At 70.0% G+C, this 24,063-nt stretch carries 21 protein-coding genes; 16 read left to right on the top strand and 5 right to left on the bottom strand.

Annotated features, from left to right (window positions below):
• Positions 1 to 9: 9 nt before the first annotated feature.
• The 3 genes from ACE37J_RS17615 to ACE37J_RS17605 all read left to right on the top strand — a co-directional run bounded on the left by ACE37J_RS17615 (position 10) and on the right by ACE37J_RS17605 (position 3,949).
• Complete coding sequence (locus ACE37J_RS17615) at positions 10 to 1,878, top strand: glycosyltransferase family 2 protein (protein WP_409713511.1); 1,869 nt, start codon at positions 10 to 12, stop codon at positions 1,876 to 1,878.
• Positions 1,871 to 3,085: an NAD(P)/FAD-dependent oxidoreductase gene (locus tag ACE37J_RS17610; protein ID WP_409713508.1), complete on the top strand. Its 1,215-nt coding sequence runs from the start codon at positions 1,871 to 1,873 to the stop codon at positions 3,083 to 3,085. Before ACE37J_RS17615 ends, ACE37J_RS17610 begins: the two co-directional genes overlap by 8 nt.
• Positions 3,086 to 3,163: 78 nt before the next feature.
• Complete coding sequence (locus ACE37J_RS17605; protein WP_409713505.1) at positions 3,164 to 3,949, top strand: HesA/MoeB/ThiF family protein; 786 nt, start codon at positions 3,164 to 3,166, stop codon at positions 3,947 to 3,949.
• A gap of 46 nt (positions 3,950 to 3,995) precedes the next feature.
• On the opposite strand, the gene ACE37J_RS17600 is transcribed toward ACE37J_RS17605, so the two are convergent.
• Genes ACE37J_RS17600 through ACE37J_RS17580 form a run of 5 tightly spaced genes read right to left on the bottom strand, consistent with a single transcriptional unit; the run spans position 3,996 to position 9,810 of the window.
• A complete protein-coding gene (locus ACE37J_RS17600; protein WP_409713502.1) occupies positions 3,996 to 5,276 on the bottom strand; it encodes a cytosine deaminase in 1,281 nt (426 codons plus the stop codon).
• Entirely contained in the window at positions 5,273 to 6,214 is a 942-nt protein-coding gene (locus tag ACE37J_RS17595) for an ABC transporter permease (RefSeq protein ID WP_409713499.1), read from the bottom strand. The genes ACE37J_RS17600 and ACE37J_RS17595 overlap by 4 nt, the downstream gene beginning before the upstream one ends.
• Positions 6,214 to 7,263 carry an ABC transporter permease gene (locus ACE37J_RS17590; protein ID WP_409713496.1) on the bottom strand — a complete coding sequence of 350 codons (1,050 nt, stop codon included), beginning with the start codon at positions 7,261 to 7,263 and terminating at the stop codon, positions 6,214 to 6,216. Before ACE37J_RS17590 ends, ACE37J_RS17595 begins: the two co-directional genes overlap by 1 nt.
• Positions 7,253 to 8,797, bottom strand: a complete 1,545-nt coding sequence (locus tag ACE37J_RS17585) for an ABC transporter ATP-binding protein (RefSeq protein WP_409713493.1) — start codon at positions 8,795 to 8,797, stop codon at positions 7,253 to 7,255. The genes ACE37J_RS17590 and ACE37J_RS17585 overlap by 11 nt, the downstream gene beginning before the upstream one ends.
• A complete protein-coding gene (locus tag ACE37J_RS17580; protein ID WP_409713490.1) occupies positions 8,794 to 9,810 on the bottom strand; it encodes a BMP family protein in 1,017 nt (338 codons plus the stop codon). Before ACE37J_RS17580 ends, ACE37J_RS17585 begins: the two co-directional genes overlap by 4 nt.
• 189 nt (positions 9,811 to 9,999) lie before the next feature.
• Here ACE37J_RS17580 and ACE37J_RS17575 point away from each other — a divergent pair, with 189 nt between their 5' ends.
• The 13 genes from ACE37J_RS17575 (at position 10,000) to ACE37J_RS17515 (ending at position 23,997) form a co-directional block, all read left to right on the top strand.
• Entirely contained in the window at positions 10,000 to 10,794 is a 795-nt protein-coding gene (locus ACE37J_RS17575; protein ID WP_409713487.1) for a FadR/GntR family transcriptional regulator, read from the top strand.
• Between the two features lie 61 nt (positions 10,795 to 10,855).
• Entirely contained in the window at positions 10,856 to 12,154 is a 1,299-nt protein-coding gene (locus ACE37J_RS17570; RefSeq protein WP_409713484.1) for an ABC transporter substrate-binding protein, read from the top strand.
• A 78-nt stretch (positions 12,155 to 12,232) separates the two neighbouring features.
• Positions 12,233 to 13,129 carry a branched-chain amino acid ABC transporter permease gene (locus ACE37J_RS17565; RefSeq protein ID WP_409713481.1) on the top strand — a complete coding sequence of 299 codons (897 nt, stop codon included), beginning with the start codon at positions 12,233 to 12,235 and terminating at the stop codon, positions 13,127 to 13,129.
• Complete coding sequence (locus ACE37J_RS17560; RefSeq protein WP_409713478.1) at positions 13,126 to 14,073, top strand: branched-chain amino acid ABC transporter permease; 948 nt, start codon at positions 13,126 to 13,128, stop codon at positions 14,071 to 14,073. The genes ACE37J_RS17565 and ACE37J_RS17560 overlap by 4 nt, the downstream gene beginning before the upstream one ends.
• Positions 14,070 to 14,822, top strand: a complete 753-nt coding sequence (locus tag ACE37J_RS17555) for an ABC transporter ATP-binding protein (RefSeq protein WP_409713476.1) — start codon at positions 14,070 to 14,072, stop codon at positions 14,820 to 14,822. The genes ACE37J_RS17560 and ACE37J_RS17555 overlap by 4 nt, the downstream gene beginning before the upstream one ends.
• A 4-nt stretch (positions 14,823 to 14,826) precedes the next feature.
• Positions 14,827 to 15,477, top strand: a complete 651-nt coding sequence (locus ACE37J_RS17550) for an ABC transporter ATP-binding protein (protein ID WP_409713473.1) — start codon at positions 14,827 to 14,829, stop codon at positions 15,475 to 15,477.
• Positions 15,474 to 17,027 (top strand): class I adenylate-forming enzyme family protein, encoded by a 1,554-nt coding sequence (locus ACE37J_RS17545; protein WP_409713470.1) that lies wholly within the window; start codon positions 15,474 to 15,476, stop codon positions 17,025 to 17,027. The genes ACE37J_RS17550 and ACE37J_RS17545 overlap by 4 nt, the downstream gene beginning before the upstream one ends.
• 71 nt (positions 17,028 to 17,098) lie before the next feature.
• Entirely contained in the window at positions 17,099 to 17,986 is an 888-nt protein-coding gene (locus ACE37J_RS17540) for a LysR family transcriptional regulator (RefSeq protein WP_409713467.1), read from the top strand.
• A 93-nt stretch (positions 17,987 to 18,079) separates the two neighbouring features.
• Positions 18,080 to 18,556 carry a formate dehydrogenase subunit gamma gene (locus tag ACE37J_RS17535; RefSeq protein ID WP_409713465.1) on the top strand — a complete coding sequence of 159 codons (477 nt, stop codon included), beginning with the start codon at positions 18,080 to 18,082 and terminating at the stop codon, positions 18,554 to 18,556.
• The gene (locus ACE37J_RS17530; RefSeq protein WP_409713462.1) at positions 18,553 to 20,073 is read left to right on the top strand and encodes an NADH-ubiquinone oxidoreductase-F iron-sulfur binding region domain-containing protein; all 1,521 of its coding nucleotides are present in this window, start codon (positions 18,553 to 18,555) and stop codon (positions 20,071 to 20,073) included. The genes ACE37J_RS17535 and ACE37J_RS17530 overlap by 4 nt, the downstream gene beginning before the upstream one ends.
• Positions 20,070 to 22,973 (top strand): formate dehydrogenase subunit alpha, encoded by a 2,904-nt coding sequence (fdhF, locus tag ACE37J_RS17525; RefSeq protein WP_409713459.1) that lies wholly within the window; start codon positions 20,070 to 20,072, stop codon positions 22,971 to 22,973. The genes ACE37J_RS17530 and fdhF overlap by 4 nt, the downstream gene beginning before the upstream one ends.
• 6 nt (positions 22,974 to 22,979) lie before the next feature.
• On the top strand, positions 22,980 to 23,801 hold the full coding sequence (gene fdhD / locus ACE37J_RS17520; protein ID WP_409713456.1) for a formate dehydrogenase accessory sulfurtransferase FdhD: 822 nt from the start codon (positions 22,980 to 22,982) through the stop codon (positions 23,799 to 23,801).
• Positions 23,791 to 23,997 carry a formate dehydrogenase subunit delta gene (locus ACE37J_RS17515; RefSeq protein WP_409713453.1) on the top strand — a complete coding sequence of 69 codons (207 nt, stop codon included), beginning with the start codon at positions 23,791 to 23,793 and terminating at the stop codon, positions 23,995 to 23,997. Before fdhD ends, ACE37J_RS17515 begins: the two co-directional genes overlap by 11 nt.
• The last annotated feature ends 66 nt before the right edge of the window (positions 23,998 to 24,063 follow it).

The raw sequence follows: 24,063 nt of genomic DNA, 5'->3' as shown, positions 1-24,063 counted from the left end.
TCTCGCCCCATGCGCGACGCGGCGACGAACGAGGCCCTTCCCATCGCCCGGCTCTGGCCCGGCGGCGCGCCCTCATGGCTCGACCTTCTGACCTTCGCGGCGATCCGGGAGGCCGGCCACCCGCTCATCCTCTACTCATGGGGGCCCGCGCCCGGCCCGCCCGATTGGGCGGAGCGGCGAGACGCTGGCGCGATCTCGCCCGAGGGCGACGGGGAGGACAGGTTCCGCTGGCGGCTGCTGGCGACGGAGCCGGGCCTCATCTGGGCCGGCGCGGGAGCGCTCCTGCTCGGGTCGCTCGCGCCAGTCGCCGGGCGGCTCTACGGGCGGGAGAGCGCGCGCTTCGTCTCGCCGGAGATCGTCGCGCTGTCGCCCGAAAGCCCGGCGCTGGGGCGCATGATCGAGGCCTGCGACGCGCCGGAGGAAGCCTGGGGTGACCTTGGGGCGCGGGGCTTCACCGCCGCGCTGGAGGCGAGCGGGGAGGCGGGCGTCGCGCTGCCGGAGGGCGCGCTCCACGGCCCCGCCTATGCGGAGCGCGGGCGCCTCCTCGAACGCGGCCCGCTCGAAGCCGCCGCCCCGGAAGGCGCCGTGGCTCTTTCACTCCACCTGCCCGAACTCGCCCGCGCGCTCGCCGCCGCGCCGGGGGGGCTGCCGCGCTGGCATTCCCCGCTCGGGCGCCTCGCGCGCCGCTTCGGCGTCGACCCGCGCGCCGCGCCGGTCCCGGGCGCGCCGCCGCCCGCGGCGGACGATCCGCGCTGGGCGCCGCCGGCGCCCGCCCCCGCGCCGCGCCGCGTCGCGCCCACCGGGCGCGTCCTGATCGTCACCACGATGAAGAACGAGGGGCCCTTCCTCCTCGAATGGATCGCCTATCACCGCGCCGTGGCCGGAGTGACGGATTTCCTCGTCTACACCAACGACTGCGAGGACGGGACGGACGAGTTCCACGCCCTTCTCGCCCGCAAGGGGATTGTCTCCGAGCATCGGGAGAACCCGTTTCGCGAAATGAAGAACAAGCGCCCGCAGCACGCCGCCCTCTCGGATGCGCCGAAGCGGCCGGTCTTCGCCGAGGCGGACTGGATCATGCCCATGGATTGCGACGAGTTCGTCAACATCCATGTTGGCGCCGGGCGCTTCCAGGACCTGCTGGACGCCGCGCCGGAGGCGACCGCGATCTCGATGATCTGGCGGCTCTTCGGAAGCGGCTTCGTCTCCGCCTATGAGGACGCTTTCGTGACGGAGCGGCATCTCTTCGCCGCGCATGAGCGGGCGAACAAGCCGCATCAGGCTTGGGGCTTCAAGACCGCCTTCCGCAATGACGGCGCCTTCGCGAAGCTGGACGTCCACCGCCCGAAGGCGCCGGACCCGGACCGGGCGACCGGCGTCCGCTGGATAACCGGTTCCGGCGCGGCGCTCCCCGATAGCTATCTGAAGGCCGGGTGGCGCGCGACGCCGCGGACGGCGGGATACGGGCTCGTCACGCTCAACCATTACGCCGTCCGCTCCGCCGAAAGCTTCCTCGTGAAGCGGGACCGCGGGCGCGTGAACCATGTGGACCGGGACCAGGGCCTCGCCTACTGGTTCCGCATGAACCACAACGCCGTCGAGGAGCGCTCTATCCTCCGCCATCTGCCGGCGGCGAAGGCGGAGTTCGCGCGGCTGATGGCGGACCCGGAGATCGCCGCGATGCACCGGCGCGCCGTCTCCTGGCACCGGGAGAAGATCGCGGAGCTGAAGACGCGGCCGGATTACGCCGCGCTCTTCGCGGAGATCGAGAGCCCGCGGATGCGCGCCCTGTCGCGAATCCTCGCACGGTTCGGCAACGCTGTGTTCGACAAGGGGCCAGAGGCGGCGCTGGCCGGAAGGGGAGATGCGGATGGATGAGCGAATCGTCATCGTCGGCGCCGGGCAGGCGGGCGCCGCGCTCGCCGCGAAGCTGCGCGCGATCGGCTACGGCGGGCCGGTGACGCTGATCGGGGAGGAGCCGGCGCCGCCCTACCAGCGCCCGCCGCTCTCGAAGAAGTATCTGCTGGGAGAGATGGCGGCGGAGCGGCTCTTCCTGCGCCCGCCGGAATTCTACCCGGAGCAGGGCATCGACCTTCTGACCGGCGTCGCCGTCGTCTCGATTGACCGGGCGGGCAAGGCCGTCGCGCTGTCGGACGGGCGGCGCCTGCCCTATGACCGGCTCGCGCTCACGACCGGCTCGCGCCCCAGGCTCCTGCCCGAAGCGACGGGCGGCGCGCTCGGCGGCGTCCACGCCGTTCGCAGCCTCGCGGATGTGGACCGGATGGCGCCGGATTTCCGGGAGGGCGCGCGCCTCCTGATCGTCGGCGGCGGCTATATCGGGCTCGAAGCGGCGGCGGTGGCGGCGGCGAAAGGCCTTCGCGTCACGCTGATCGAGCTCGCGCCGCGCATCCTGCAGCGCGTCGCGGCGGCGGAGACGGCTGACTATTTCCGCGACCTCCACCGCGCCCATGGCGTCGACATCCGGGAGGGGGTCGGGCTCGACCGGCTCGAAGGGGAGGGAGGCCGGGTCGCCCGTGCGAGGCTCGCGACTGGCGAAACGCTTGATGTCGATCTCGTCGTGGTCGGCATCGGCGTCCTGCCCAATCAGGAGCTTGCGGCGGAGGCGGGGCTCAAGACCGGAAACGGGATCGAGACGGACGAGACCTGCGCCACGTCGGACCCCGCGATCTTCGCCGCGGGGGATTGCGCCTCCCTGCTTTGGGAAGGCGTGCGCATCCGGCTCGAAAGCGTGCAGAACGCCATCGACCAGGCGGAGGCCGCGGCGAGCTGCATGATCGGGGCCGGCGAGCCCTATCGCCCGTCCCCGTGGTTCTGGTCCGATCAATATGACGTGAAGCTGCAGATCGCGGGGCTCAATCTCGGGCATGATCTCGTAGTGACGCGGGACGGCGAAGGCGTGGCGCATTCCGTCTGGTATTATCGCGGCCAAAGGCTTCTGGCGGTGGACGCGATGAACGACCCGCGCGCCTACATGACCGCGAAGCGGCTGATCGAGGCGGGGAAGAGCCCCGCGCCGGAGCGGGCGGCGGACCCGGCGACGCCGCTGAAGGCGCTCATGGACTGACGAAAGGTTAACGGCGCATGGCGCCGGGACTACGACCGCGCTATATGGTCGGGAAGAGGGCGAGACGCGGAGCCTCCGATGAGCGAGACCTTCACGGCCGGGGAGCTGGAGCGCTACGCCCGGCACATCATCATGCGGGAGATCGGCGGCCCCGGGCAGCGCCGGCTTCAGGGGGCGAAGGTGCTCGTCGTCGGCGCCGGCGGGCTCGGCTCGCCCGCGCTCATCTATCTCGCCGCCGCCGGGGTCGGCACGATCGGGATCGTGGATGACGATGTCGTATCCCTCTCCAACCTCCAGCGACAGATCATCCACGCCACCGCCCGCGTCGGCGCGCCGAAGGTGGAGAGCGCGAAGGGCGCGATGCATGCGCTGAACCCGCATGTCGTCGTCCGCCCCCACCGGACGCGGGTGACGGAGGAGAATGCGGAGGCGCTGATCAAGCCCTATCGCCTCATCATCGACGGTTCGGACAATATCGAGACGCGCTACATCCTCAACCGCGCCTGCGTCGCGCGGGGCGCGACGCTGATTTCCGCCGCCATCACGCAATGGGAGGGGCAGGTTTCCGTCTTCAAGCCCTGGGAGGACGAGCCCTGCTACGCCTGCGTCTTTCCCGAACCGCCGCGCGAAGGGCAGGCGCTTTCCTGCGCGGCCGGGGGCGTGCTCGGCCCGCTCGCCGGGGTGATGGGCTCGATGATCGCGGTCGAGGCGATCAAGGACATCGCCCTCTCGGGACGGCCTCTCAAGGGGCGGATGCTCGTCTACAACGCGCTCGACGGCGAGAGCCGTACCTTCGAGGTGGAAAAGCGGAAGGGATGCCCAGTCTGCGACGTGAAACGGAACCCGCAGGCGGCCGCGGGGTGAGGCCTGCTCACAGTGAGCAGACCCCTTATCTCTATGATATCATTGTCTAACCGGAAGATCGCCGCGAAACGCGCTCCGGCCGCCCCGGCAGCGAAAGCCGCGCCGCGCCGCGCGGGCTCTCCGCGATCACCGCGCCGTTCGACACAACGAAGAGCCTCGCCGGCTTGAGCCGCAGCGCCTCAACGGGGTTGCCCGCATCGAGCACGACGAAGGAGGCGCGGGCGCCGGGGCGGAGGCCCCAGTCGTCTATCCCGATGATGGCGGCGTTCGTCTCCGTCGCCATCGTGAAGGCGCGTGCCATTTCCGCCGGATGGGTCATCTGCGCGACATGGAGGCCCATCGAGGCGACGTCCAGCATGTCCGCCGCGCCGAGCGGATACCACGGGTCCCGCACGCAATCCTGCCCCCAGCCGACCGAAATCCCCAGCGCCTGCATCTCCTTCACCCGCGTCATGCCGCGGCGCTTCGGGAAGGTGTCATGCCGCCCCTGAAGGGTGATGTTGATGAGCGGGTTGGCGATGGCGTTCATGCCGGATTCGGCGATGAGCGGCAGGAGCTTCGAGACGTAGTAATTGTCCATCGAATGCATCGAGGTGAGATGCGAGCCCGTCGCCCGCGCGCCTAGCCCGTGGCGCAGCGCCTCCCGCGCCAGCGTCTCGACATGGCGGGACATCGGGTCGTCCGTCTCGTCGCAGTGGATGTCGACGGGAAGGCCGCGTTCGGCCGCGATGCGGCAGAGATCGGCGAGGCTGTCCGCCCCTTCTTGCATTGTCCGCTCGAAATGCGGGATACCGCCGACCACGTCCACGCCCATGTCCAGCGCGCGGAGAAGGTTCTCCCGCGCGCCGGGGGCGCGATAGAGCCCGTCCTGGGGGAAGGCGACGAGCTGGAGGTCGAGCCAATCTTTCGTCGCCTCGCGCACGGAAAGCAGCGCCTCCGCGCCGGCGAGGCGCGGGTCCGTCACGTCCACATGGGTGCGGATCGCGAGCACGCCCATCGCCGCCGCCCAATCGCAATATTCGAGCGCCCGCGCCGCCATCTCCTCCGCCGTGGCGACGGCGCGCAACTCGCCCCAGAGGTCGATCGCCTCCAGCAGCGTGCCGGAGGCGTTCACCCGCGGCGTCCCGTAGGAAAGGGTCGCGTCCATGTGGAAATGCGGGTCGACGAAGGGCGGGGAGATGAGGTCGCCCGCCGCGTCGATCACCCGCCCCGCCTCCACCCCGTCCGGCAGCGGCTCCGCCGCCGCGATGCGGCCCGCCTTCACCCCGATATCGGCCCGCCGCCCGTCCGGCAGCACGCCGCCCTTCACCACGAGATCGAAGCTCATCGTTCGCCTTTCCGCCAGGGGATCATGAGCGCCGCCGGCGCCGCCGCGCGGCGGGACATCACGACGAGCGCGAGGATGGAGAGCGCATAGGGCGCCATCAGGAAGATCTGGTAAGGGATGTCCGCCCCCATCGGCGTCTGCTGGAGCCGTATCTGGAGCGCGTCGAAGGCCGCGAAGAGGAGCGCGCCGAGCAGCGCCTTGCCCGGCCGCCAGGCCCCGAAGACGACGAGCGCGATGCAGACCCAGCCGCGCCCGTTCACCATCTCGAAGAAGAAGGAGGAGAAGGCGGAGAGCGTGAGGAACGCGCCCCCCACCGCCATCAGCCCGGAGCCGACCATCACCGCCCCGACCCGGAGTCCGTTGACGGAAAGCCCCTGCGCCGCCACCGCCTCCGGGCTCTCCCCCGCGGCGCGCACCGCGAGGCCGAGCGGCGTTCGCCAGAGGACGAAGGCGGTGAGGCCGACGACAGCGAAGGCCGCCCAGGTCAGCGGCGTCTGCGCGAAAAGCGCAGGGCCGAGGATGGGGAAATCGGCCAGCGCGGGCGCGACCGGCTGGAAGGGTTCGATCTTCGGCGGGTTCGTCACCTCCGGCAGCGAGACGCGATAGGCGAAGGCGGCGACGGCCGAGGCGAGGAGGGTGATCCCGAGCCCGACCACATGCTGCGAGAGGCCGAAGGGCGCGGTCAGCACCCCGTGAACGAGCCCGAAGAGCATCCCCGCCAGAAAGGCGGCGCCGACCCCGGCCCAGAGATCGGCGCCGGCATAGACCGTGATCCAGCCGGTGAAGGCGCCCATCGCCATGATCCCCTCGATCCCGAGATTGAGCACCCCGGCCCGCTCGCAGATCAGCTCCCCCATCGTCGCGAAGATGAGCGGCGTCGCGATGCGCACGGCGGCGGCCCAGAAGGTCGCCGAGAGGAGGATGTCGAGAATCTCCATCAATCCCTCGCCACGCGGAACCGGGCGAGGAGGATCGCCAGCGACATGAAGAGAAGCGCCGCGGCGAGGAGAATGTCCGCGATATAAGTGGGCACGCCCGCCGCGCGGCTCATGCTGTCCGCCCCGACGAACACGCCTGCGACGAAGAGCGCGGAGAGGACGACGCCGAGCGGATGGAGCAACGCCAGCATGGCTACGATGACGCCGGCATAGCCGAAGCCCGGCGAGAGATCGAGCGTCAGGTTCCCCTTGAGGCCGGAGACCTCGGAAAAGCCCGCGAGCGCGGCGAGCCCGCCGGAAAGGAGGGCCGTGAGCGCGATGGTCCGCTCCACCGGCATCCCCGCATAGCGCGCGGCGGCCGGGTTCTCCCCCACCGCGCGCATCTCGAAGCCGAGCGTCGTGCGCGATTGCACCAGCCATACGATCAGCGCTGCGATGAGCGCGAGGCCGAAGCCCCAGTGGAGGCGCAACCCTTCCACGATGCGCGGCAGCCGCGCCTCCCGCGCCAGCGCCTCGGATTTCGGCCAGCCCATGCCCATCGGGTCCTTCAGCGGGCCTTCGAGCAGCATGGAAACGAAAAGGAGCATGATGAAGTTGAGGAGGAGCGTCGTCACAACCTCGTCCACGCCGAGCCGCGTCTTCAGAAGCGCGGGGCCGAGGAGGAGGAGCGCGCCGGCGAGCATCGCGACGAGCGCCATCAAGGGGAGGAGGAGCGGGCCGGAAAGGGCGGGCGTCCCCGCCCCGATCAGCACGGCCATGAGCGCGCCGGCGTAGAGCTGCGCCTCCGCCCCGATGTTCCAGAGCCGCGCGCGGAAGGCGACCGCGACGGCGAGGCCTGTGAAGATGAGCGGCGTCGCGCGGTTCAGCGTCTCGAGGAGGGCGAATTTCGAACCGAAGGCGCCCTTCGCGATGAGCCCCAGCACGCCGAAGGGCTCGGCCCCCGCGACAAGCGCGAGGAGCGAGCCGAGCGCCGCCGTCGCCGCGAGGGCGAGGGCGGGGAGGCCGAAGCGGCGGGCCGGGCCGGGCGCCGGGATCGGCTCAAGCCGCATCGGCGAAGCCCTCCCCCGCCATCCGGAGCCCGAGTGCGGCGGCGCTCATCTCCCCGCGCGCAAAGGGGGGCGAGAGGCGGCCTTCCGAAATGACGTGGATCACGTCGGAAAGGGTCATCACCTCGTCCAGATCCTCGGAGATGAGCAGGACGGCGGCCCCACCGTCCCGCGCCGCGAGGAGCTTCGCGTGGATCGCGGCGACGGCGCCGACATCGAGCCCCCGCGCCGGCTGGTCCGCGAGGATCACACGGGGGGACGGCGCGAGCGCGCGGCCGAGGATCAGCTTCTGCATGTTGCCGCCCGAAAGGAGGCGGATACGCGCCTCCGGCCCCGGGCAGCGGATGTCGTGCTCCGCGATGAGCGCCGCCGCCTGCGCCCGGGCCGCGCGGCGGTTGAGCCAGCCCAGCCGTGAGAAGGGCGCTGCGCGGTATGCCTCCAGCACCGCGTTCTCGGCGAGCGTGAAATCGGCGACGACGCCCTCCCGCTTCCGGTCCTCCGGCACACGGCCCACCCCGGCGCGAAGCGCGGCGCGGGGGGACCAGCCGGGCCCCGCCTCCCGCCCGCCCTCCAGCAGGATCCGCCCCTCCGCCGGGCGGGCGGCGCCGGCGACGAGCGCGGCGAGCGCGGCCTGCCCGTTGCCGGAGACGCCGGCGAGGCCGGTGATCGTCCCCGCCCTCAGTTGGAGCGAGACGCGGCGGAGGCCGGGCCGCGCGCCCGAGGGCCGGGTGGATACCGAATCGAGCGCCAGAAGCGGCGCGCCCGGCGCGCTCGGGGCGGGGACGGGCCGCTCGACCTCCGCGCCGACCATCATCGCCGCGAGGCGGCGCGCATCCGTCTCCGCGACGCGCGCCGCGCCGGCGACGCGGCCGCGGCGGAGGACGACGACGCGGTTCGCGACGGCCATGACCTCATGCAGCTTGTGGCTGATGAAGACGAGGGAGAGCCCCTTCGCCGCCGCCCGGCGGAGCGTGGCGAAGAGCGCCTCCGCCTCCTGCGGAGTCAGCACCGCGGTCGGCTCGTCGAGGATCAGGATGCGCGCGTCGCGCCAGAGCGCCTTCAGGATCTCGACGCGCTGCCGCTCCCCCACGGTGAGCGCGCCGACGCGCGCGTCGGGCTCCACCTTCAGCCCGTATTCGGCGGAAAGCGCGGCGAGCCGCGCCCTCGCCGCGCCCCGCCCGAGAGAGAGCCCGGTAAGCGGCGCGGCGCCGAGGAGGATGTTCTCCAGCACCGTCAGGTTCTCCGCCAGCGTGAAATGCTGGTGCACCATGCCTACGCCCGCCTCCAGCGCGGCGCGCGGCCGGCCGGGCGCGAGCGGGCGGCCGAAGACCTCGACCGTTCCCTCGTCGGCCGCATACTGGCCGAAGAGGATGTTCATCAGCGTCGTCTTGCCGGCCCCGTTCTCGCCGAGCAGGGCTACGGCCTCGCCGCGCCGCAGCGTCAGGTCGATCCGGTCATTGGCGAGGGTGGGGCCGAAGCGCTTGGTGATCCCGCGGAGGGCGAGGACGATCTCGCCTCCGCCCTCCGCTCCACTCACGCCGATTTCGGTTCGCTGTCGTCGATGGCGACCGTGAAGGTCCCGGCCCTGATCGCCGCTTCCCGCTCCGCGACAAGCGCCATCGTCTCCGCAGGAACCTTGCCCTCGAAGGTTCCGAGCGGGGCGAGGGAGCAGCCGCCCTCCTTCATGAAGGAATAGATACCGTAATCCTTCGCGGTGAAGCTCCCGGCGTTCACCGCCGCGATGGCGGCCTCCAGCGTCGGCTCGAAATGCCAGATCGCTGAAGCGACGACGGTGTCGGGATAATCAGCCTGAGTGTCGATCACGTTGCCGATGGCGAGCACGCCCCGCTCCGCCGCCGCGTCGGAGACGCCGAAGCGCTCCGCATAGAGCATGTCCGCGCCGTTCTCGATCATCGCGAAGGCCGTCTCCTTCGCCTTGGGCGGGTCGAACCAGGAGCCGATGAAGGCGACCTGGAAGCGCGTCTCCGGCTTGATCTCCCGCACGCCGGCCATGAAGGCGTGCATGAGCCGATTCACCTCGGGGATCGGGAAGCCGCCGACCATGCCGACATTCGCACTCTTGGTCATCGCGCCCGCGATCAGGCCGGTCAGATAGGCGGCGTCCTGGATGTAGTTGTCGAATACGGCGAGGTTCGGCAGGGCCGGGTCTTCCTTGAAGGAGGAGCCCATGAGGAAGGCGGTCTCCGGATAATCCGCCATCACCTCCCGCGCCTCCTGCTCGACGCCGAAGATCTCTCCGATGATGAGCTTCACGCCCCCTTCGGCGTATTCGCGGATGACGCGCGGATAGTCGGTGTTCGAGACGTTCTCGGAAAAGCGGTAGTCGATCCGCCCACCCGCTGCGGCCGCCTCGGCTGCCTTGTGGATGCGGCTCACCCATTGCTGCTCCACCGGGACGGTGTAGATGCCCGCAGTCGGGATCGGGCCGGCTGCGAGGAGGCGGGAGGGCAGCATCGCCGCGAGCGCGGCGGCGCCGCTCCCGGCGAGAAGCTGGCGGCGGGAGGCGGAGAGGCGGCGGCTTTCTGTCATGGCTGTCCCTGCTGGCTGGCGGTTTGAATTTTTATCAAACGGTAAACTTTATCGTGGCGCCGCACAAGAATTTCGTGGAGCGCCGGGACTCCGGGGAGAGTTGACGCAGCGGCGCCGCCACGCTTAGTCTGTTTGTCGGACAAAGCACGAGCGCCCGCAAACGGGCGCCGGGGAGAGGAAACGGCGACGATGGACGGAACGGCGGACGCCGGGGCTGATGGCGGCGCGCGAGAAAGCGCGCACGCCGTCTTTTCCGTGATCGAGGCGGCGCCGGCCTATCGTCTCGTCTTCCACGCCATCGAACGCGAAATCCTCGAAGGCCGGCTGCGGATCGGCGACCGCCTGCCGACGGAGACCGAACTGGCGCAGCGCCTCGGCGTCCACCGCTCGACGACGCGGGAGGGCCTCCGCCTGCTGGAGCAATCCGGCCTCGCCGAGCGCCGGGAGGGCCGCAGGCTCTACGCCTCGCTGCCCCGGACGGATGATCTTTCCGAGCGCGCGCAGCGCGCGCTGAGCCTCAGCCGCGTCAGCTTCGACGGGCTCTGGCGGCTTCTCCGGGCGCTCGAGCCTGCTGCGGCGGCGCTGGCGGCGGAGCGGATCGATCCGGAGACGGTGCGGGCGCTCGAGGTCAATCTCGCGCAGACGGCGGAAGCCGTGACAGCGGGGCGGAGCGTCACGCAACTCGACCTCGAATTCCATGCCCTCATCGCCGAAGCGACGGGGGACGCCGCCTGGCGCCTCGCGCGGGAGCCTTCGGCGGCGCTGCTGTTCCCGGCGAACGAGCGGATGCTGCCGCGCCTCGCCCAGTCCGGCGCGCGGCTGCTGACCGCCCACCGCAGCATTTTCGATGCGGTCCGCGCAGGGGATGGCGTAGGCGCCGAGCGCTGGATGCGCCGGCATATCGACGATTTCCGGCGCGGCTACGTCCTCGCCGGATTCGACCCGGACGAACCGGTGAGCCCCGTCGGCGCGCCGGCGAATTGAGACGAAACCAAAGGCCCGGCCGCATCGAGGCGAGACCGGGCGAACAAGGAGGAGACGGCTAATGTTCGACGTCAGGAAACGCAGCGGAATCGCCGCGCTGCTAGCCGGGGCGGCGCTCGCCTTCGGCGGAGCGGCGCAGGCGCAGGAGACCTTCAAGGTCGGGATCGTGACCTTCCTCTCCGGCCAGGCGGCGCAGAGCTTCGGCGTGCCGGCATGGGACGGCGGCAAGGTCCTGATCGAGGCCTTCAACAACGGAACGGCCCCGGCCCCCTATGACAAGAAGGGCTTCGGCGGGATGGAGATCGTCCCCGTCGTCATCGACGAGGCAGGCGGCGCCACCGTTCAGGTGCAGGAATATCGCAACCTCGTGCAGCGCGAGAACGTGGACGTCGTCGTCGGCTATGTCAGCTCGGGCGACTGCCTCGCCATCGCGCCGGTCGCCGAGGAACTGAAGCAGTTCACGATCCTCTACGATTGCGGCACGCCGCGGATCTTCGAGGATGCGAGCTACGAGTACGTCTTCCGCACCGCGGCCCATGCGACGCAGGACAATGTGGGTCTCGCCCGCTACCTGAAGGCCAAGGGCGTCGAAGTGAACACCTATGCCGGCATCAACCAGGACTATGCCTGGGGCCATGACAGCTGGGCCGACTTCACCGCGGCGATGAAGCAGGTCTACCCCGAAGCGACGGTGGCGGCGGAACTCTTCCCCGCCTTCGGGGCCGGTCAGTACGGCACCGAGATCTCCGCCCTCCTCCAGTCGCGGCCGGACCTCATCCACTCCTCGCTCTGGGGCGGGGACAACCAAGCGCTGATCCTTCAGGGCCTGCCGCGCGGGCTCTTCCAGCGGAGCCAGGTCGTCTTCTCCGCGGGCGACCACGCGATGCCGCCGCTCGGCGCCAACTATCCCGAGGGCGTGATCGTCGGCGCCCGCGGCGCCTATGGCTACATGGCGCCGGACACCGAGCTGAATCGCTGGTGGACCAAGCTCTACATGGACGCCTACAACGTGATTCCGGTGCAGGCGCCCTATCGCATGGCGCAGGCGCTGACCGGTCTGAAGCTCGCCGTCGAGAAGGCGATGGAGGCCAACGGCGGCAAGAAGCCGACCTCGGAGGAGCTCGCTGCGGCGATGAAGAACTTCTCGTGGGAGAGCCCGGCCGGCCTCATCGAGATGGCGAACGGGAACGGCCACCAGGCGATCCAGCCGATCGCCTTCGGCCGGTCGATGAAGAACGACGCCGGCGAGGTCGTGCTCGGCGACATCGTCCGCTTCCCCGCCCGCTGCGTGAACCCGCCTGCGGACATGAAGGGCATCGACTGGATCAACGCCGGCTTCCCCGGCGCCCAGTGCGACTGATCCCTGACTGACAACGCGGGCCGCGCTCCCCAGGGGGCGCGGCCCTTTCCTCTCACCCGAACCGGCGGACCCTGACGCATGGACCTCGTCTTGACGATCATCCTAGACGGATTGATCTACGCCTCATGGCTCTTCATCGTGGCGCTCGGGCTGACGCTCGTCTTCGGCGTGCTGCGCATCCTCAACTTCGCGCATGGCGGAATATACGCGCTCGGCTCCTATGCGGCGGTGATCGTCACGCCCTTCTTTGCCGGGTTCGGCCTGCCCGACTGGTTCAGCATCGTATCCATGTTCATCGCCGCCATGGCCGTCGCCATCTTGCTGGCGCCGCTGATCGAGCGTGGGCTGCTGCGCTTCTTCTACGGGCGGGACGAGGTGCTGATCCTCCTCATCACCTACGCAGTCTTCCTGATGCTGGAGGACGCGACCAAGCTCATCTTCGGCGTTAACCCCTATTACCTTTTCGAGCCGCGGAACGTTCTCGGCAATGTCGAGATCGGATCACTGTACTATGTCGGCTACGATCTCGCGCTCGGCGGGCTCGCGGTGATCTGCGGCGTCGGCGTCTGGTTCGGCCTCCGCAAGACGCGGATCGGCAAGGTCACGCTGGCGGTGATCGCGGAGCCCGAGGTCGCCCAGGCGATGGGCGTCAACATCGCGCGCATCTACCTTCTCGCCTTCGGCCTCGGCGTCTTCCTCGCCGCGCTCGGCGGGGCCTTCACGGCGCCGCTGATTTCGGTGCAGCCGGGCAATTCCGTCTCGGTCATCATCGTCAGCTTCGCCGTCGTCATCATCGGCGGGCTCGGCTCGATCCCCGGCGCGGCCGTCGGCGCGCTGATCGTGGGCCTCGCCCGCTCCTTCGCGGTCTACGAATTTCCGGAGGCGGAAATCTTCATCATCTATCTCGTGATGGTCGCCGTGCTGATCTTCCGGCCCGAGGGCCTCTTCACTCCGGTCAAGGCGAGGAAGATATGATTCGCGTCTTCGGTCTCGCGGCGCTCGGCGCCGTTCTCGCCATCGCCGCGGGCGTGCTCGCGCCGGACTGGCTCGTCTTCACCATGACGAAGGCCATCGCCTTCGGCCTCGTCGCGCTCGGCATCGTCGGGCTGATGCGGGGCGGGCTCGTGAGCTTCGGCCAGGGGCTGTATTATTGCGCCGGCGCCTATGTCTCCGGGCTCCTCGCCGCGCGTTTCGGCGTGAGCGAGGCAGCGCTCCTCCTCCTCATCGGGGCGGTGACCGGGGCTGCGGCGGCGGCGCTCGTCTCGCCGCTCATCGCGCGCTATCGCGGCATCTTCTTCGCGATGCTGACCATGGCGCTCTCCATGGTGCTCTACGGCGTGCTCGCCAAGGCGACGCCGATCGGCGGGACGGACGGGTTCAACGTCCCGCGCCCGTCCTTCGGCGGCTGGACGCCGGGGCCGGAAAGCGCCGACCTCGCGCTCTATGTCGTCGCTGTGATCTTCGCGGCGGTCGCGGCGGCGCTCTGCCGCCTCTACTATGACAGCGGGCCCGGGCTCGTCGCCCTCGCGGCGCGGGAGAACGAGCTTCGCGTCGAGTATCTCGGCGCATCGGTCTTCACCGTCACGCAGCGTAACTTCATCCTCGCCGGCGGGCTCGCCGGGCTCGGCGGGGCGCTGAACGGCATGGCGCTCGGCCATGTGGACCCGTTCTTCAGTTACTGGACGACGTCGGGCGAGGTGGTGTTCATCGCCATCCTCGGCGGCTACGCCTCCGCCGTCGCCGTCTTCGGCGCGGCGCTGATCGTGGAGCTCGTGCGCTCCTTCTCGGGGCAGTATTTCCCGGAGAGCTGGCAGCTCTTCCTCGGGATCTTCCTGCTCCTCGTCATCATCTTCCTGCCGCGCGGCTTCGGCTCGCTCTGGGCGAAGCGCGCGACGGGCGCGAAGGGGGCGGGCGAATGAGCGCGGCGATCCTAGAGGTCAGGGGCCTCAACAAGACCTTCGGCGCCGTCGTCGCGGCGAAGGACATTAACGTGAACGTCATGCCCTCCGCCCGGCTCTCCCTCATCGGGTCGAATGGCGCGGGGAAGACGACCTTCGTCAACATGGTGACGGGATACCTCAAGCCCGACAGCGGCGAGGTGCTGCTGGACGGAAAGCCGATCACCGGCCTGCCGCCGCGGCGGATCACGCAGGCCGGCGTCTGCCGCTCCTTCCAGATCCCGCAGCTCTGCGAGACGATGACGCCGACGGAGAACATCCTCGTCTCGACCGAGATCGCCGCAGGCGGCGCGCCGCATTTCTTCCGCCCCGCCCGGCGGCGGGAGACGCTGGCGGCGGCGGCGGAAATGCTTGAGCGGTTCGGGCTGACCGAGTTCGCGAACCGGCCGGTGAACGAGCTGCCCGGCGGCGTGCGAAAGCTGGTGGACATCGCCATGTCCCTCGCCATGAAGCCGCGCGTCCTGCTGCTGGACGAGCCGACCTCCGGCGTCTCCTCGGAGGAGAAGTTCCCGCTGATGGACAAGGTGATGACCGCCCTCGCCGGGGAAAAGGCGGCGGCGATCTTTGTCGAGCACGACATGGACATCGTGACCCGCTACGCGGACCGGGTGCTGGCCTTCTACGCCGGCGAGATCATCGCGGACGATGCGCCGGAGGACGTGCTCTCCGACCCCGCGGTGCAGAAATATGTCACCGGAACGGCGAGGTGAGGCCATGTTGAAGGTCGAAGGCGTCAAGGTCAGGATCGGCGCGGTCGAGGCCGTGCGGGATTTCTCGATGGAGGCGCCGAAGGGCGCGATGATCGGGCTCGCTGGGCGCAACGGCGCCGGCAAGACGACGGTGATGCGCGCGGTGATGGGCCTCGCGAAGCTCGCCGCCGGCCGCGTGGAGTTCGACGGGCAGGATCTCGCAAAGGTCGACGTGCACCGCCGCGCCGCGCTCGGCATCGGCTACATGCCGGAGACGCGCGGGCTGATCCCCGATCTGACGGTGGAGGAGAACATCCTGCTGCCGACCTGGGTTACCCCCGGCCTCGACGGAGCGACGCGGCTCCGCCTCGTCTACGAGATCATGCCGGAGCTGAAGGAGATGGCGGACAGGAAGGCGCTGCTCCTCTCCGGCGGGCAGCAGAAGATGGCCGCGCTCGGCCGGGCGCTGACGGCGGGCACGCGGCTCCTCCTCCTCGACGAGCCGTTCGAGGGCGTGGCGCCGGCGCTGGCGCAGCGGCTTTCGGACGTGATCTCCGGCCTCCGGGCGGGGGACCTCACTGTCGTCATGTCGATGTCGGAGCTGACGCATTCGGAGACGATGCTGGACCGGGTCTGGGGCATCGAGCGCGGCGCGAACATGCGGGCGGCGGCGTGACGAGCCGGGCGGTGCGGCGGGAGGCGCTGTTCGGAGACAGGATACTCCGCGTTTATGCCGAAAGGCCGAAGACGATCCCCGCCATGCTCGCCGCCGCGGCCCCGGACGGGGACGCGCTGGTGGACTTGCGGGAGGGCGGCGCGGCGCGGCTCACCCATTTGGAACTCGACCGGGTGGCTGGCGCGATCGCCGCCGGGCTCGCCGCGCGGGGGATCGCGCCGGGGGACCGGGTGGGCCTCCTCTTCCGCAACCGCTGGCGCTTCGTCGCCGGGCTGCTCGGGATCATCAGGGCCGGCGCCATCGCCGTGCCGATCTCCGTCCGCTCCAGCGCGCCGGAAGTCGCCTATATCCTCGGGGACGCGGAGGCTACGCTGACGCTCTGCGACGAGGGACTGGAGCCGCTCCTGCCCGAAGGCGCCGCCTTCGCCTCCGCCGGGGATGACGGGCCGGGCGGGTTCGACGCCCTCGCGGCCCATGCGCCCGTCCCCCCCGCCGCGGCGGGGGAGACGGACGTCGCCGTGATCCTCTACACCTCCGGCACGACCGGGCGGCCGAAGGGCGCGACGCTCACGCATCTCAACATCGTCCATTCCTGCTTCGCCTATGGCGATGCGTTCGGGCTCGGCCCGGCGGACCGCGCCGTGGTCGCCGTCCCGGCGAGCCATGTGACCGGGCTCGTCGCCTGCATCTTCGCCCCGCTCGCCGCGGGCGGCGCCGCGGTGATGCTGGAGCGGTTCGAGGTGGAGGGGTTCCTGACCCTCGCGGCGGCGGAACGGATGAGCTTCACCGTCCTCGTCCCCGCCATGTACAATCTCTGCCTCATGCGCGCGGAGCTTTCGGATTACGACCTTTCCGGGTGGCGCGTCGGCGCCTTCGGCGGCGCGCCGATGCCCGTCGCCACGATCGAGCGGCTCGGCGCGGCGCTGCCCGGCCTCACGCTCGCGCAGGCCTACGGCTCGACGGAAACGACCTCGCCCGCCACAATCATGCCGCTCGGCCTCCAGATCGAACGCCCGGCGAGCGTCGGCCGCCCCGTCCCCACGGCGGAGATCGTCGTCGTGGATCCGGAAGGGCGCGAGCTTCCGCCCGGCGCCTCGGGCGAGATCTGGATCGGCGGGCCCATGGTCGTCCCCCGCTACTGGCGGATGCCGGAGAAGACGGCGGAAAGCTTCCATGCCGGCTTCTGGAAATCCGGCGATGTCGGGCGGTTCGACGAGGAGGGGTTCCTCCACGTCCACGACCGGATCAAGGACATGATCAACCGCGGCGGCTACAAGGTCTATCCGGCCGAGGTTGAGAATGCCCTCGCCTACCATCCCGGCGTTGCCGAGGCGGCGGTGATCGGCTTCGCCGACCCGGTGCTCGGGGAGAAGTCCCGCGCCTTCGTCCATCTCTCCGACCCGGCGGTTACGGAGGCGGACCTCCGCGACTTCTGCCGGGAACGGCTCTCGGACTACAAGACGCCCGACCTCTTCACCTTCACCGGGGCGCCCCTGCCGCGGAACGCCAACGGCAAGGTGATGAAGCATGTCCTGCGGGAGGCGGGCTGAGGCCGGCTTGCGCGGTCCGTTTCATTGAGCAAGGCTATCGGAACGATGACTTTCGATCCGGAACGCCAACCATGCTCGACAAGCTCGAAATGTTCATCGCCGTCGCGCGGGAGGAGCATTTCGGCCGCGCCGCCGAAAGCCTCGGGATCACCCAGCCCAGCCTCTCGACCGGGATCAAGCAGCTGGAGGAGCAGCTCGGCGTCCAGCTCGTCTTCCGCGGCTCGCGCTATGGCGGGCTGACGCCGGAAGGGCAGACGGCGCTGGTCTGGGCCCGCCGGATCGTCGGGGACGCGCGGCAGCTCCGCGAGGAGATGCGCTTCAAGCGGGAGGGGCTTTCGGGCCGCCTGCGCCTCGCCGTCATCCCCACGGCGCTGACCTGGGCGGCGTGGCTCGCCGCACGGTTCGGGGAGAAGCATCCGAATGTCCGCTTCACCATTCTCTCGCGCACCTCGGTCGAGATTCTCTCGATGCTCGACAATCTGGAGGTCGACGCCGGCATCTCCTATCTCGACAACGAGCCGATGGGCCGCGTCAGCACGCAGCCGCTCTATCGGGAGCGGTTCATGCTTGTCTGCGCCAAGGATTCGCCCTTCGCCGGGCGCGACTCGGTCGGCTGGGGCGAGCTGCGGGGGGAGCGGCTCTGCCTCCTGACGCCCGACATGCAGAACCGGCGCATCATCAACCGCAATTTCGCCGAGGCCGGGGTGGAGCCGGAAGCCTGGATCGAATCGAATTCGACCGTCGTGCTTATGGCCACGGTGGAGCGCGGCGGCTGCGTGACCGTGTTGCCGGAGGACAGCGCGCGCTTCCTCGCCTCGGGCAAGGCCGTGAGCCTCGTGCCGCTCGAAAAGCCCGGCCCGGCGCATTCCGTGGGCCTCATCGCCCCGTGGCGCGAGCCGCATACGCCGGTTCTCGACGCGATGCTGCGAGCGGCGCGGGGAATGTCCCGGCACGATTGAAATTCGCTATCAATCGACGGGAAGTTGATATTGATCGCGATATGACTCGCATGGCACCGTTTCCGAAGGGTCGCAGCACGCGGGAGGCCAGCCTTGCAACCATCGGCGCCTTCGCTCTCGGAAGACGAGGTCCGTGCGATCATCGACCGGCATCTTGCGCTCGAAGGGCCGCTCCTGCCGATCCTCCACGCGCTGCAGGAGGCTTGCGGCCATATCCCTGAAGCGGCGCGGGAGCCGATCTGCGACGCGCTCAACATCACCCGCGCGGAACTCCACGGCGTCATCACGTTCTACCATGACTTCCGGGAAGCGCCGACGGGGCGCCATGTGCTGAAGATCTGCCGGGCCGAGGCCTGCCAGGCGATGGGCGGCGCGGCGCTGGGGGAGGCGACGCTGGCGCGGCTCGGGCTCGGCTGGCACGGGACGACGGCGAACGGCGCGCTGACGGTCGAGCCGGTCTATTGCCTCGGCCTCTGCGCCTGCGCTCCCGCCGCGATGCTGAACGAAAGGCCCGTCGGGCGCGTGGACCGGGCGCGGATGGACGCGCTCCTGGCGGAGGCGGGGGCGTGAGGATCTGGGTTCCAGCAGATTCCGCCGCCCGGGCTCTCGGCGCGGACGAGGTGGCCGAGGCGCTCGCCGAGGAGGCGCGCGCGCGGGGGATCGAGGCGCGGATCATGCGGAACGGCTCGCGGGGCATGATCTGGCTCGAACCGCTCGTCGAGGTCGAGATCGACGGCGTTCGCTGCGGCTACGGGCCCGCAACGCCGGGCGACGCGGCTGCGATCCTCTCGGGCGACGCCGCCTGCGCGCTCGGACCCGTGGAGGCGATCGACTGGATGCGCCGCCAGACGCGACTGACCTTCGCCCGCGTCGGCGTGATCGACCCGCTCTCGCTCGCCGAGTACGAGGCGCATGGCGGGCTCGGCGGCCTTCGCCGGGCGCTGGCGATGGAGGGCGCCGCGGTGATCGACGAGGTTTCCGCATCCGGCCTCCGCGGGCGGGGCGGCGCCGGCTTCCCGACCGGGATCAAGTGGAAGACGGTGCATGACGCGCCGGGCGCGCTCAAATACATCGTCTGCAACGCCGACGAGGGAGACAGCGGCACCTTCGCCGACCGGATGCTCATGGAAGGGGACCCGTTCTCCCTCATCGAGGGCATGGCGATCGCCGCCCACGCCGTCGGCGCTTCGAAGGGCTATGTATATCTCCGCTCGGAATATCCGGACGCGATCCGCGTCATGGGCCGGGCGGTGGAGATCGCGCGCGAGGCCGGCCTCCTCGGCGCGGAGGCGCTCGGGCCGGGCCGCGCCTTCGACGTCGAGATCAGGAAGGGCGCCGGCGCGTATGTCTGCGGGGAGGAGACGTCGCTCCTCAACTCGCTCGAAGGCAAGCGCGGGATTGTGCGCGCGAAGCCGCCGCTCCCGGCGCTCGAAGGCTTCATGGGGCGGCCGACTGTCGTCAACAACGTCATCTCGCTCGCGACCGTCCCGGTCATCATGGAGAAGGGCGCGGCGCATTACGCCGGCTTCGGCGTCGGCCGCTCAAAAGGGACGGTCACGCTCCAGATCGCCGGCAACGTGAAGCGCGGCGGCCTCTTCGAAACCGCCTTCGGCATGACGCTCGGCGAGGCGGTGAACGACCTCGGCGGCGGCTCCGCGACAGGCAGGCCCGTGAAGGCGGTGCAGGTCGGCGGGCCGCTTGGCGCCTACATGCCGGTCTCGATGTTCGACACGCCGCTCGGCTACGAGGAGTTCGACGAAGCGGGCGGGCTGATCGGCCATGCCGGGCTCGTCGTCTTCGACGATACGGCGGACATGCTGGGCATGGCGCGCTTCGCCATGGAGTTCTGCGCCATCGAGAGTTGCGGCAAGTGCACCCCCTGCCGGATCGGCGCGGTGCGCGGGGTCGAGACGATCGACCGGATCCGGGAGGGGGACCCCTCCGCGCTCCCACTCCTCGCCGATCTCTGCGAGACGATGAAGGATGGCTCGCTCTGCGCGCTCGGCGGCTTCACGCCCTTCCCGGTCATGTCCGCCGTCCGGCATTTTCCCGACGAATTCGCCACCGCGAAGGAGGCCGCCGAATGAGAGACTTCGTGATGCCCCCCGCCGCCTTCGACGAACGCGACATGGGCACGCCCGAGCGGGAGGGCGCGCCGGTCACGCTCACCATCGACGGCTTCGCGGTGACGGTTCCCGCGGGAACCTCATTGATGCGCGCGGCCGCCGAGGCCGGCATCCAGATCCCGAAGCTCTGCGCGACGGACAGCGTGGAGGCTTTCGGCTCCTGCCGGCTCTGCTCGGTGGAGATCGAGGGCCGGCGGGGCGCCCCCGCCTCCTGCACCACGCCGGTCGCGCCCGGCATGGTCGTCCATACCCAGACGGCGAAGCTCCGGAAGCTCCGCAAGGGGGTGATGGAGCTCTACATCTCCGACCACCCGCTCGATTGCCTGACCTGCGCCGCCAACGGCGACTGCGAATTGCAGGACATGGCGGGCGCCGTTGGCCTCCGCGACGTGCGCTACAAGGCCCCGGCGGAAGGCGGCCTCGCCAATCACTTCGCCCCGCGCGAAGCCTCCGGCGCCGCGAACCCGCAATGGATTCCGAAGGACGAGAGCAACCCCTATTTCACCTACGACCCCGCAAAATGCATCGTCTGCTCGCGCTGCGTCCGCGCCTGCGAGGAGGTGCAGGGGACCTTCGCGCTGACCATCGAGGGGCGCGGCTTCGACAGCCGCGTGTCGTTCGGCGCGCGGGCGGACAACGCCCTCGCCTCCGATTGCGTGAGCTGCGGCGCCTGCGTTCAGGCCTGCCCGACCGCGACGCTGCAGGAAAAGTCGATCATCGAGATGGGGACGCCTGAGCGCTCCGTCATCACCACCTGCGCCTATTGCGGCGTCGGCTGCTCCTTCAAGGCGGAGATGCAGGGCGATACGCTCGTGCGCATGACGCCGTGGAAGCACGGCAAGGCCAATCGCGGTCATTCCTGCGTGAAGGGCCGCTTCGCCTGGGGCTACGCCACCCACAAGGACCGCATCCTCAGCCCGATGATCCGGGACCGTATCGACGAACCCTGGCGCGAGGTCGGATGGGAGGAGGCGATCTCCTTCGCCGCAAACCGGCTCCGCGGGCTTCAGGAAACCTACGGGAAGAAGAGCATCGGCGTCATCACCTCCTCGCGCTGCACGAACGAGGAAGCCTATCTCGTGCAGAAGCTGGCGCGCGCCGTCTTCGGCAACAACAACACGGACACCTGCGCCCGCGTCTGCCATTCGCCCACCGGTTACGGCCTCGGCCAGACCTTCGGCACCTCGGCGGGCACGCAGGATTTCGACAGCGTCGAGCATACCGACGTCGTCATCGTCATCGGCGCCAACCCGACGGACGGGCACCCCGTCTTCGCCTCCCGCCTCAAGAAGCGGCTGCGGCAGGGTGCGAAGCTCATCGTGATCGACCCGCGGCGCATCGACCTCGTGAAATCCGCTCATGTCGAGGCGGCGCATCACCTGCCGCTCCGGCCCGGCACGAACGTCGCCGTGGTCACCGCGCTCGCGCATGTGATCGTGACCGAGGGCCTGATGGACGAGGCCTTCATCCGGGAGCGGTGCGACTGGGACGAGTTCCAGCTCTACGCCGAGTTTGTTTCCGACCCGCGCCATGGGCCGGAGGCGACCGAGCTTCTCACCGGCGTTCCGGCGGCCGAGCTTCGCGCCGCGGCGCGGACCTTCGCAACCGGCGGGAACGGCTCGATCTATTACGGCCTCGGCGTCACCGAGCACAGCCAGGGCTCGACCACGGTGATGGCCATCGCCAACCTCGCCATGCTCACCGGCAATATCGGCCGCAAGGGCGTCGGCGTGAACCCGCTCCGCGGGCAGAACAACGTGCAGGGCTCCTGCGACATGGGCTCCTTCCCGCACGAACTGCCGGGCTATCGCCATGTGAAGAACCCGGAGGTGCGGGACGTGTTCCGGCAGGCCTGGGGGGTCGAGATCGACCCGGAGCCGGGCCTGCGCATCCCCAACATGCTCGACGCGGCGGTGGAGGGCGAGTTCAGGGGGCTTTACTGCCAGGGCGAGGACATCCTGCAATCCGACCCGGATACGAAGCACGTCGCCGCCGGGCTCGCGGCGATGGACTGCGTCATCGTCCACGATCTCTTCCTGAACGAGACGGCGAATTACGCCCATGTCTTCCTGCCGGGCTCGACCTTCCTTGAGAAGGACGGGACCTTCACGAACGCCGAGCGGCGCATCAACCGCGTCCGCAAGGTCATGGCCCCGCGCAACGGCTACGCCGACTGGGAGATCACCCAGATGCTCGCCAATGCGATGGGCGGCAACTGGGCCTATACGCATCCCGCCCAGATCATGGACGAGATCGCGGCGACGACGCCAAGCTTTTCCGGCGTCGATTACGCGCTGCTGGAGGAAAAGGGCAGCGTGCAATGGCCCTGCAACGAGGCTCACCCCGAGGGGACGCCGCTGATGCATGTGGACGGGTTCGTGCGCGGCAAGGGGCGTTTCATCGTCACCGAATATGTCGCGACGGACGAGCGGACGGGCCCGCGCTTCCCGCTTCTCCTCACCACGGGACGCATCCTCAGCCAGTACAATGTCGGCGCGCAGACGCGGCGCACGGCGAACGTGGTCTGGCATGAGGAGGACGTGCTGGAGATTCACCCGCATGACGCGGAAACCCGCGGCGTGAAGGACGGGGACTGGGTGCGCCTCGCCTCCCGCTCCGGCGAGACGGCGCTCCGCGCGAAGGTGACGGACCGGGTGAGCCCCGGCGTCGTCTACACGACTTTCCATCATCCGGAGACGCAGGCCAACGTCATCACCACCGATTATTCGGACTGGGCGACGAACTGCCCCGAATACAAGGTGACCGCCGTGCAGGTCAGCCCCTCGAACGGGCCGACCGGCTGGCAGCGCGACTATGCCGAGCAGGCGGCGCAGTCTCGCCGCATTCTGGCGGCGGAGTAGCCGGCCATGACCCACCCACTGAGCCGCTCCTTCCCCGGCCTCGCGCTCCGCGCGGGCGGTGCGACGCCGATCAGCCGCTCCCTGCCCGAGGAGGTCCCCGTCGCGATCGTCTGCAACGGGACGACGCAGGCGGTTATGATGGCGAGCCCGGGCGACATCCGGGATTTCGCCCACGGCTTCGCGCTCACCGAGGGCCTCGTCGCCGGGCTTGAGGAGATCGAGGATTTCGAGGAAGTCGCCTCCGGGGAGGGGATCGAGGCGCGGCTCTGGCTCCGGGAGGACCGGGCGCAGGCTCTCGCCGCCCGCCGCCGGCGCATGGCGGGTCCGGTCGGCTGCGGGCTCTGCGGGATCGAAAGCCTCGAAGAGGCGAACCGGCCCGCCCCCCGCGTCCCCGAGCCGGGCTTCACCTTCGGCCGTTTCGAGCTTGCGGGCGCGACGGACGCGCTTCGCGCGCATCAGGCGCTGCACGCCCTGACAGGGGCGACCCACGCCGCCGGGTTCCTCGCCCCCGGCGAGGGCGTCGTCGAGGCGCGGGAGGATGTCGGCCGGCACAATGCGCTCGACAAGCTGATCGGCGCTCTCGCGCTCCGGGGCGCGGACATGGGCGCCGGCGCCTTCGTCCTGACCAGCCGCATCTCCGTCGAACTCGTGCAGAAATGCGCGATGGCGGGCTGCCCCATGCTCGTCGCCGTCTCGGCCCCGACCGCGCATGCGCTGCGCGTCGCCGAAGCGGCGGGGATCACCCTCGTCGCCTTCGCGCGGCAGGGCGGGTTCGACGTCTTCTCCCATCCCGAGCGCATCAAGACGGAGGCCACCGATGTCGCCTGACAAGATGGTCCACATGGCCAACCAGATCGCGACTTTCTTCAAGACCCAGCCGGGCGGTAAGGCGGCGGAGCGCGTCGCCGCGCATCTGCGGGATTTCTGGGAGCCGCGGATGCGCGAGCAGTTGCGCCGCCATGTCGCGGAAGGCGGGCGCGGGCTCGACCCCGCGGTGATCGAGGCCGCCCCGCTCCTCGGTTGACGCGGCCCCGGCGTTGACCGGGAGGCCGGAAAGGCGTAAACGCGGCGCATCTCGGAAGCATCTCTG

This window comes from Pikeienuella sp. (assembly GCF_046290545.1).
In the GTDB taxonomy this organism is placed as follows: Bacteria; Pseudomonadota; Alphaproteobacteria; order Rhodobacterales; family Rhodobacteraceae; genus Pikeienuella.
This window is presented reverse-complemented; position numbering and strand designations above follow the sequence as displayed.

Excerpts from the sequence above, each read along its gene's own strand:
- ACE37J_RS17615 (WP_409713511.1), top strand. The coding sequence starts at position 10 with ATGCGCGACGCGGCGACGAACGAGGCCCTTCCCATCGCCCGGCTCTGG.
- ACE37J_RS17610 (WP_409713508.1), top strand. The coding sequence starts at position 1,871 with ATGGATGAGCGAATCGTCATCGTCGGCGCCGGGCAGGCGGGCGCCGCG.
- ACE37J_RS17605 (WP_409713505.1), top strand. The coding sequence starts at position 3,164 with ATGAGCGAGACCTTCACGGCCGGGGAGCTGGAGCGCTACGCCCGGCAC.
- ACE37J_RS17600 (WP_409713502.1), bottom strand. The coding sequence starts at position 5,276 with ATGAGCTTCGATCTCGTGGTGAAGGGCGGCGTGCTGCCGGACGGGCGG.
- ACE37J_RS17595 (WP_409713499.1), bottom strand. The coding sequence starts at position 6,214 with ATGGAGATTCTCGACATCCTCCTCTCGGCGACCTTCTGGGCCGCCGCC.
- ACE37J_RS17590 (WP_409713496.1), bottom strand. The coding sequence starts at position 7,263 with ATGCGGCTTGAGCCGATCCCGGCGCCCGGCCCGGCCCGCCGCTTCGGC.
- ACE37J_RS17580 (WP_409713490.1), bottom strand. The coding sequence starts at position 9,810 with ATGACAGAAAGCCGCCGCCTCTCCGCCTCCCGCCGCCAGCTTCTCGCC.
- ACE37J_RS17575 (WP_409713487.1), top strand. The coding sequence starts at position 10,000 with ATGGACGGAACGGCGGACGCCGGGGCTGATGGCGGCGCGCGAGAAAGC.
- ACE37J_RS17570 (WP_409713484.1), top strand. The coding sequence starts at position 10,856 with ATGTTCGACGTCAGGAAACGCAGCGGAATCGCCGCGCTGCTAGCCGGG.
- ACE37J_RS17565 (WP_409713481.1), top strand. The coding sequence starts at position 12,233 with ATGGACCTCGTCTTGACGATCATCCTAGACGGATTGATCTACGCCTCA.
- ACE37J_RS17560 (WP_409713478.1), top strand. The coding sequence starts at position 13,126 with ATGATTCGCGTCTTCGGTCTCGCGGCGCTCGGCGCCGTTCTCGCCATC.
- ACE37J_RS17555 (WP_409713476.1), top strand. The coding sequence starts at position 14,070 with ATGAGCGCGGCGATCCTAGAGGTCAGGGGCCTCAACAAGACCTTCGGC.
- ACE37J_RS17550 (WP_409713473.1), top strand. The coding sequence starts at position 14,827 with ATGTTGAAGGTCGAAGGCGTCAAGGTCAGGATCGGCGCGGTCGAGGCC.
- ACE37J_RS17540 (WP_409713467.1), top strand. The coding sequence starts at position 17,099 with ATGCTCGACAAGCTCGAAATGTTCATCGCCGTCGCGCGGGAGGAGCAT.
- fdhF (WP_409713459.1), top strand. The coding sequence starts at position 20,070 with ATGAGAGACTTCGTGATGCCCCCCGCCGCCTTCGACGAACGCGACATG.
- fdhD (WP_409713456.1), top strand. The coding sequence starts at position 22,980 with ATGACCCACCCACTGAGCCGCTCCTTCCCCGGCCTCGCGCTCCGCGCG.
- ACE37J_RS17515 (WP_409713453.1), top strand. The coding sequence starts at position 23,791 with ATGTCGCCTGACAAGATGGTCCACATGGCCAACCAGATCGCGACTTTC.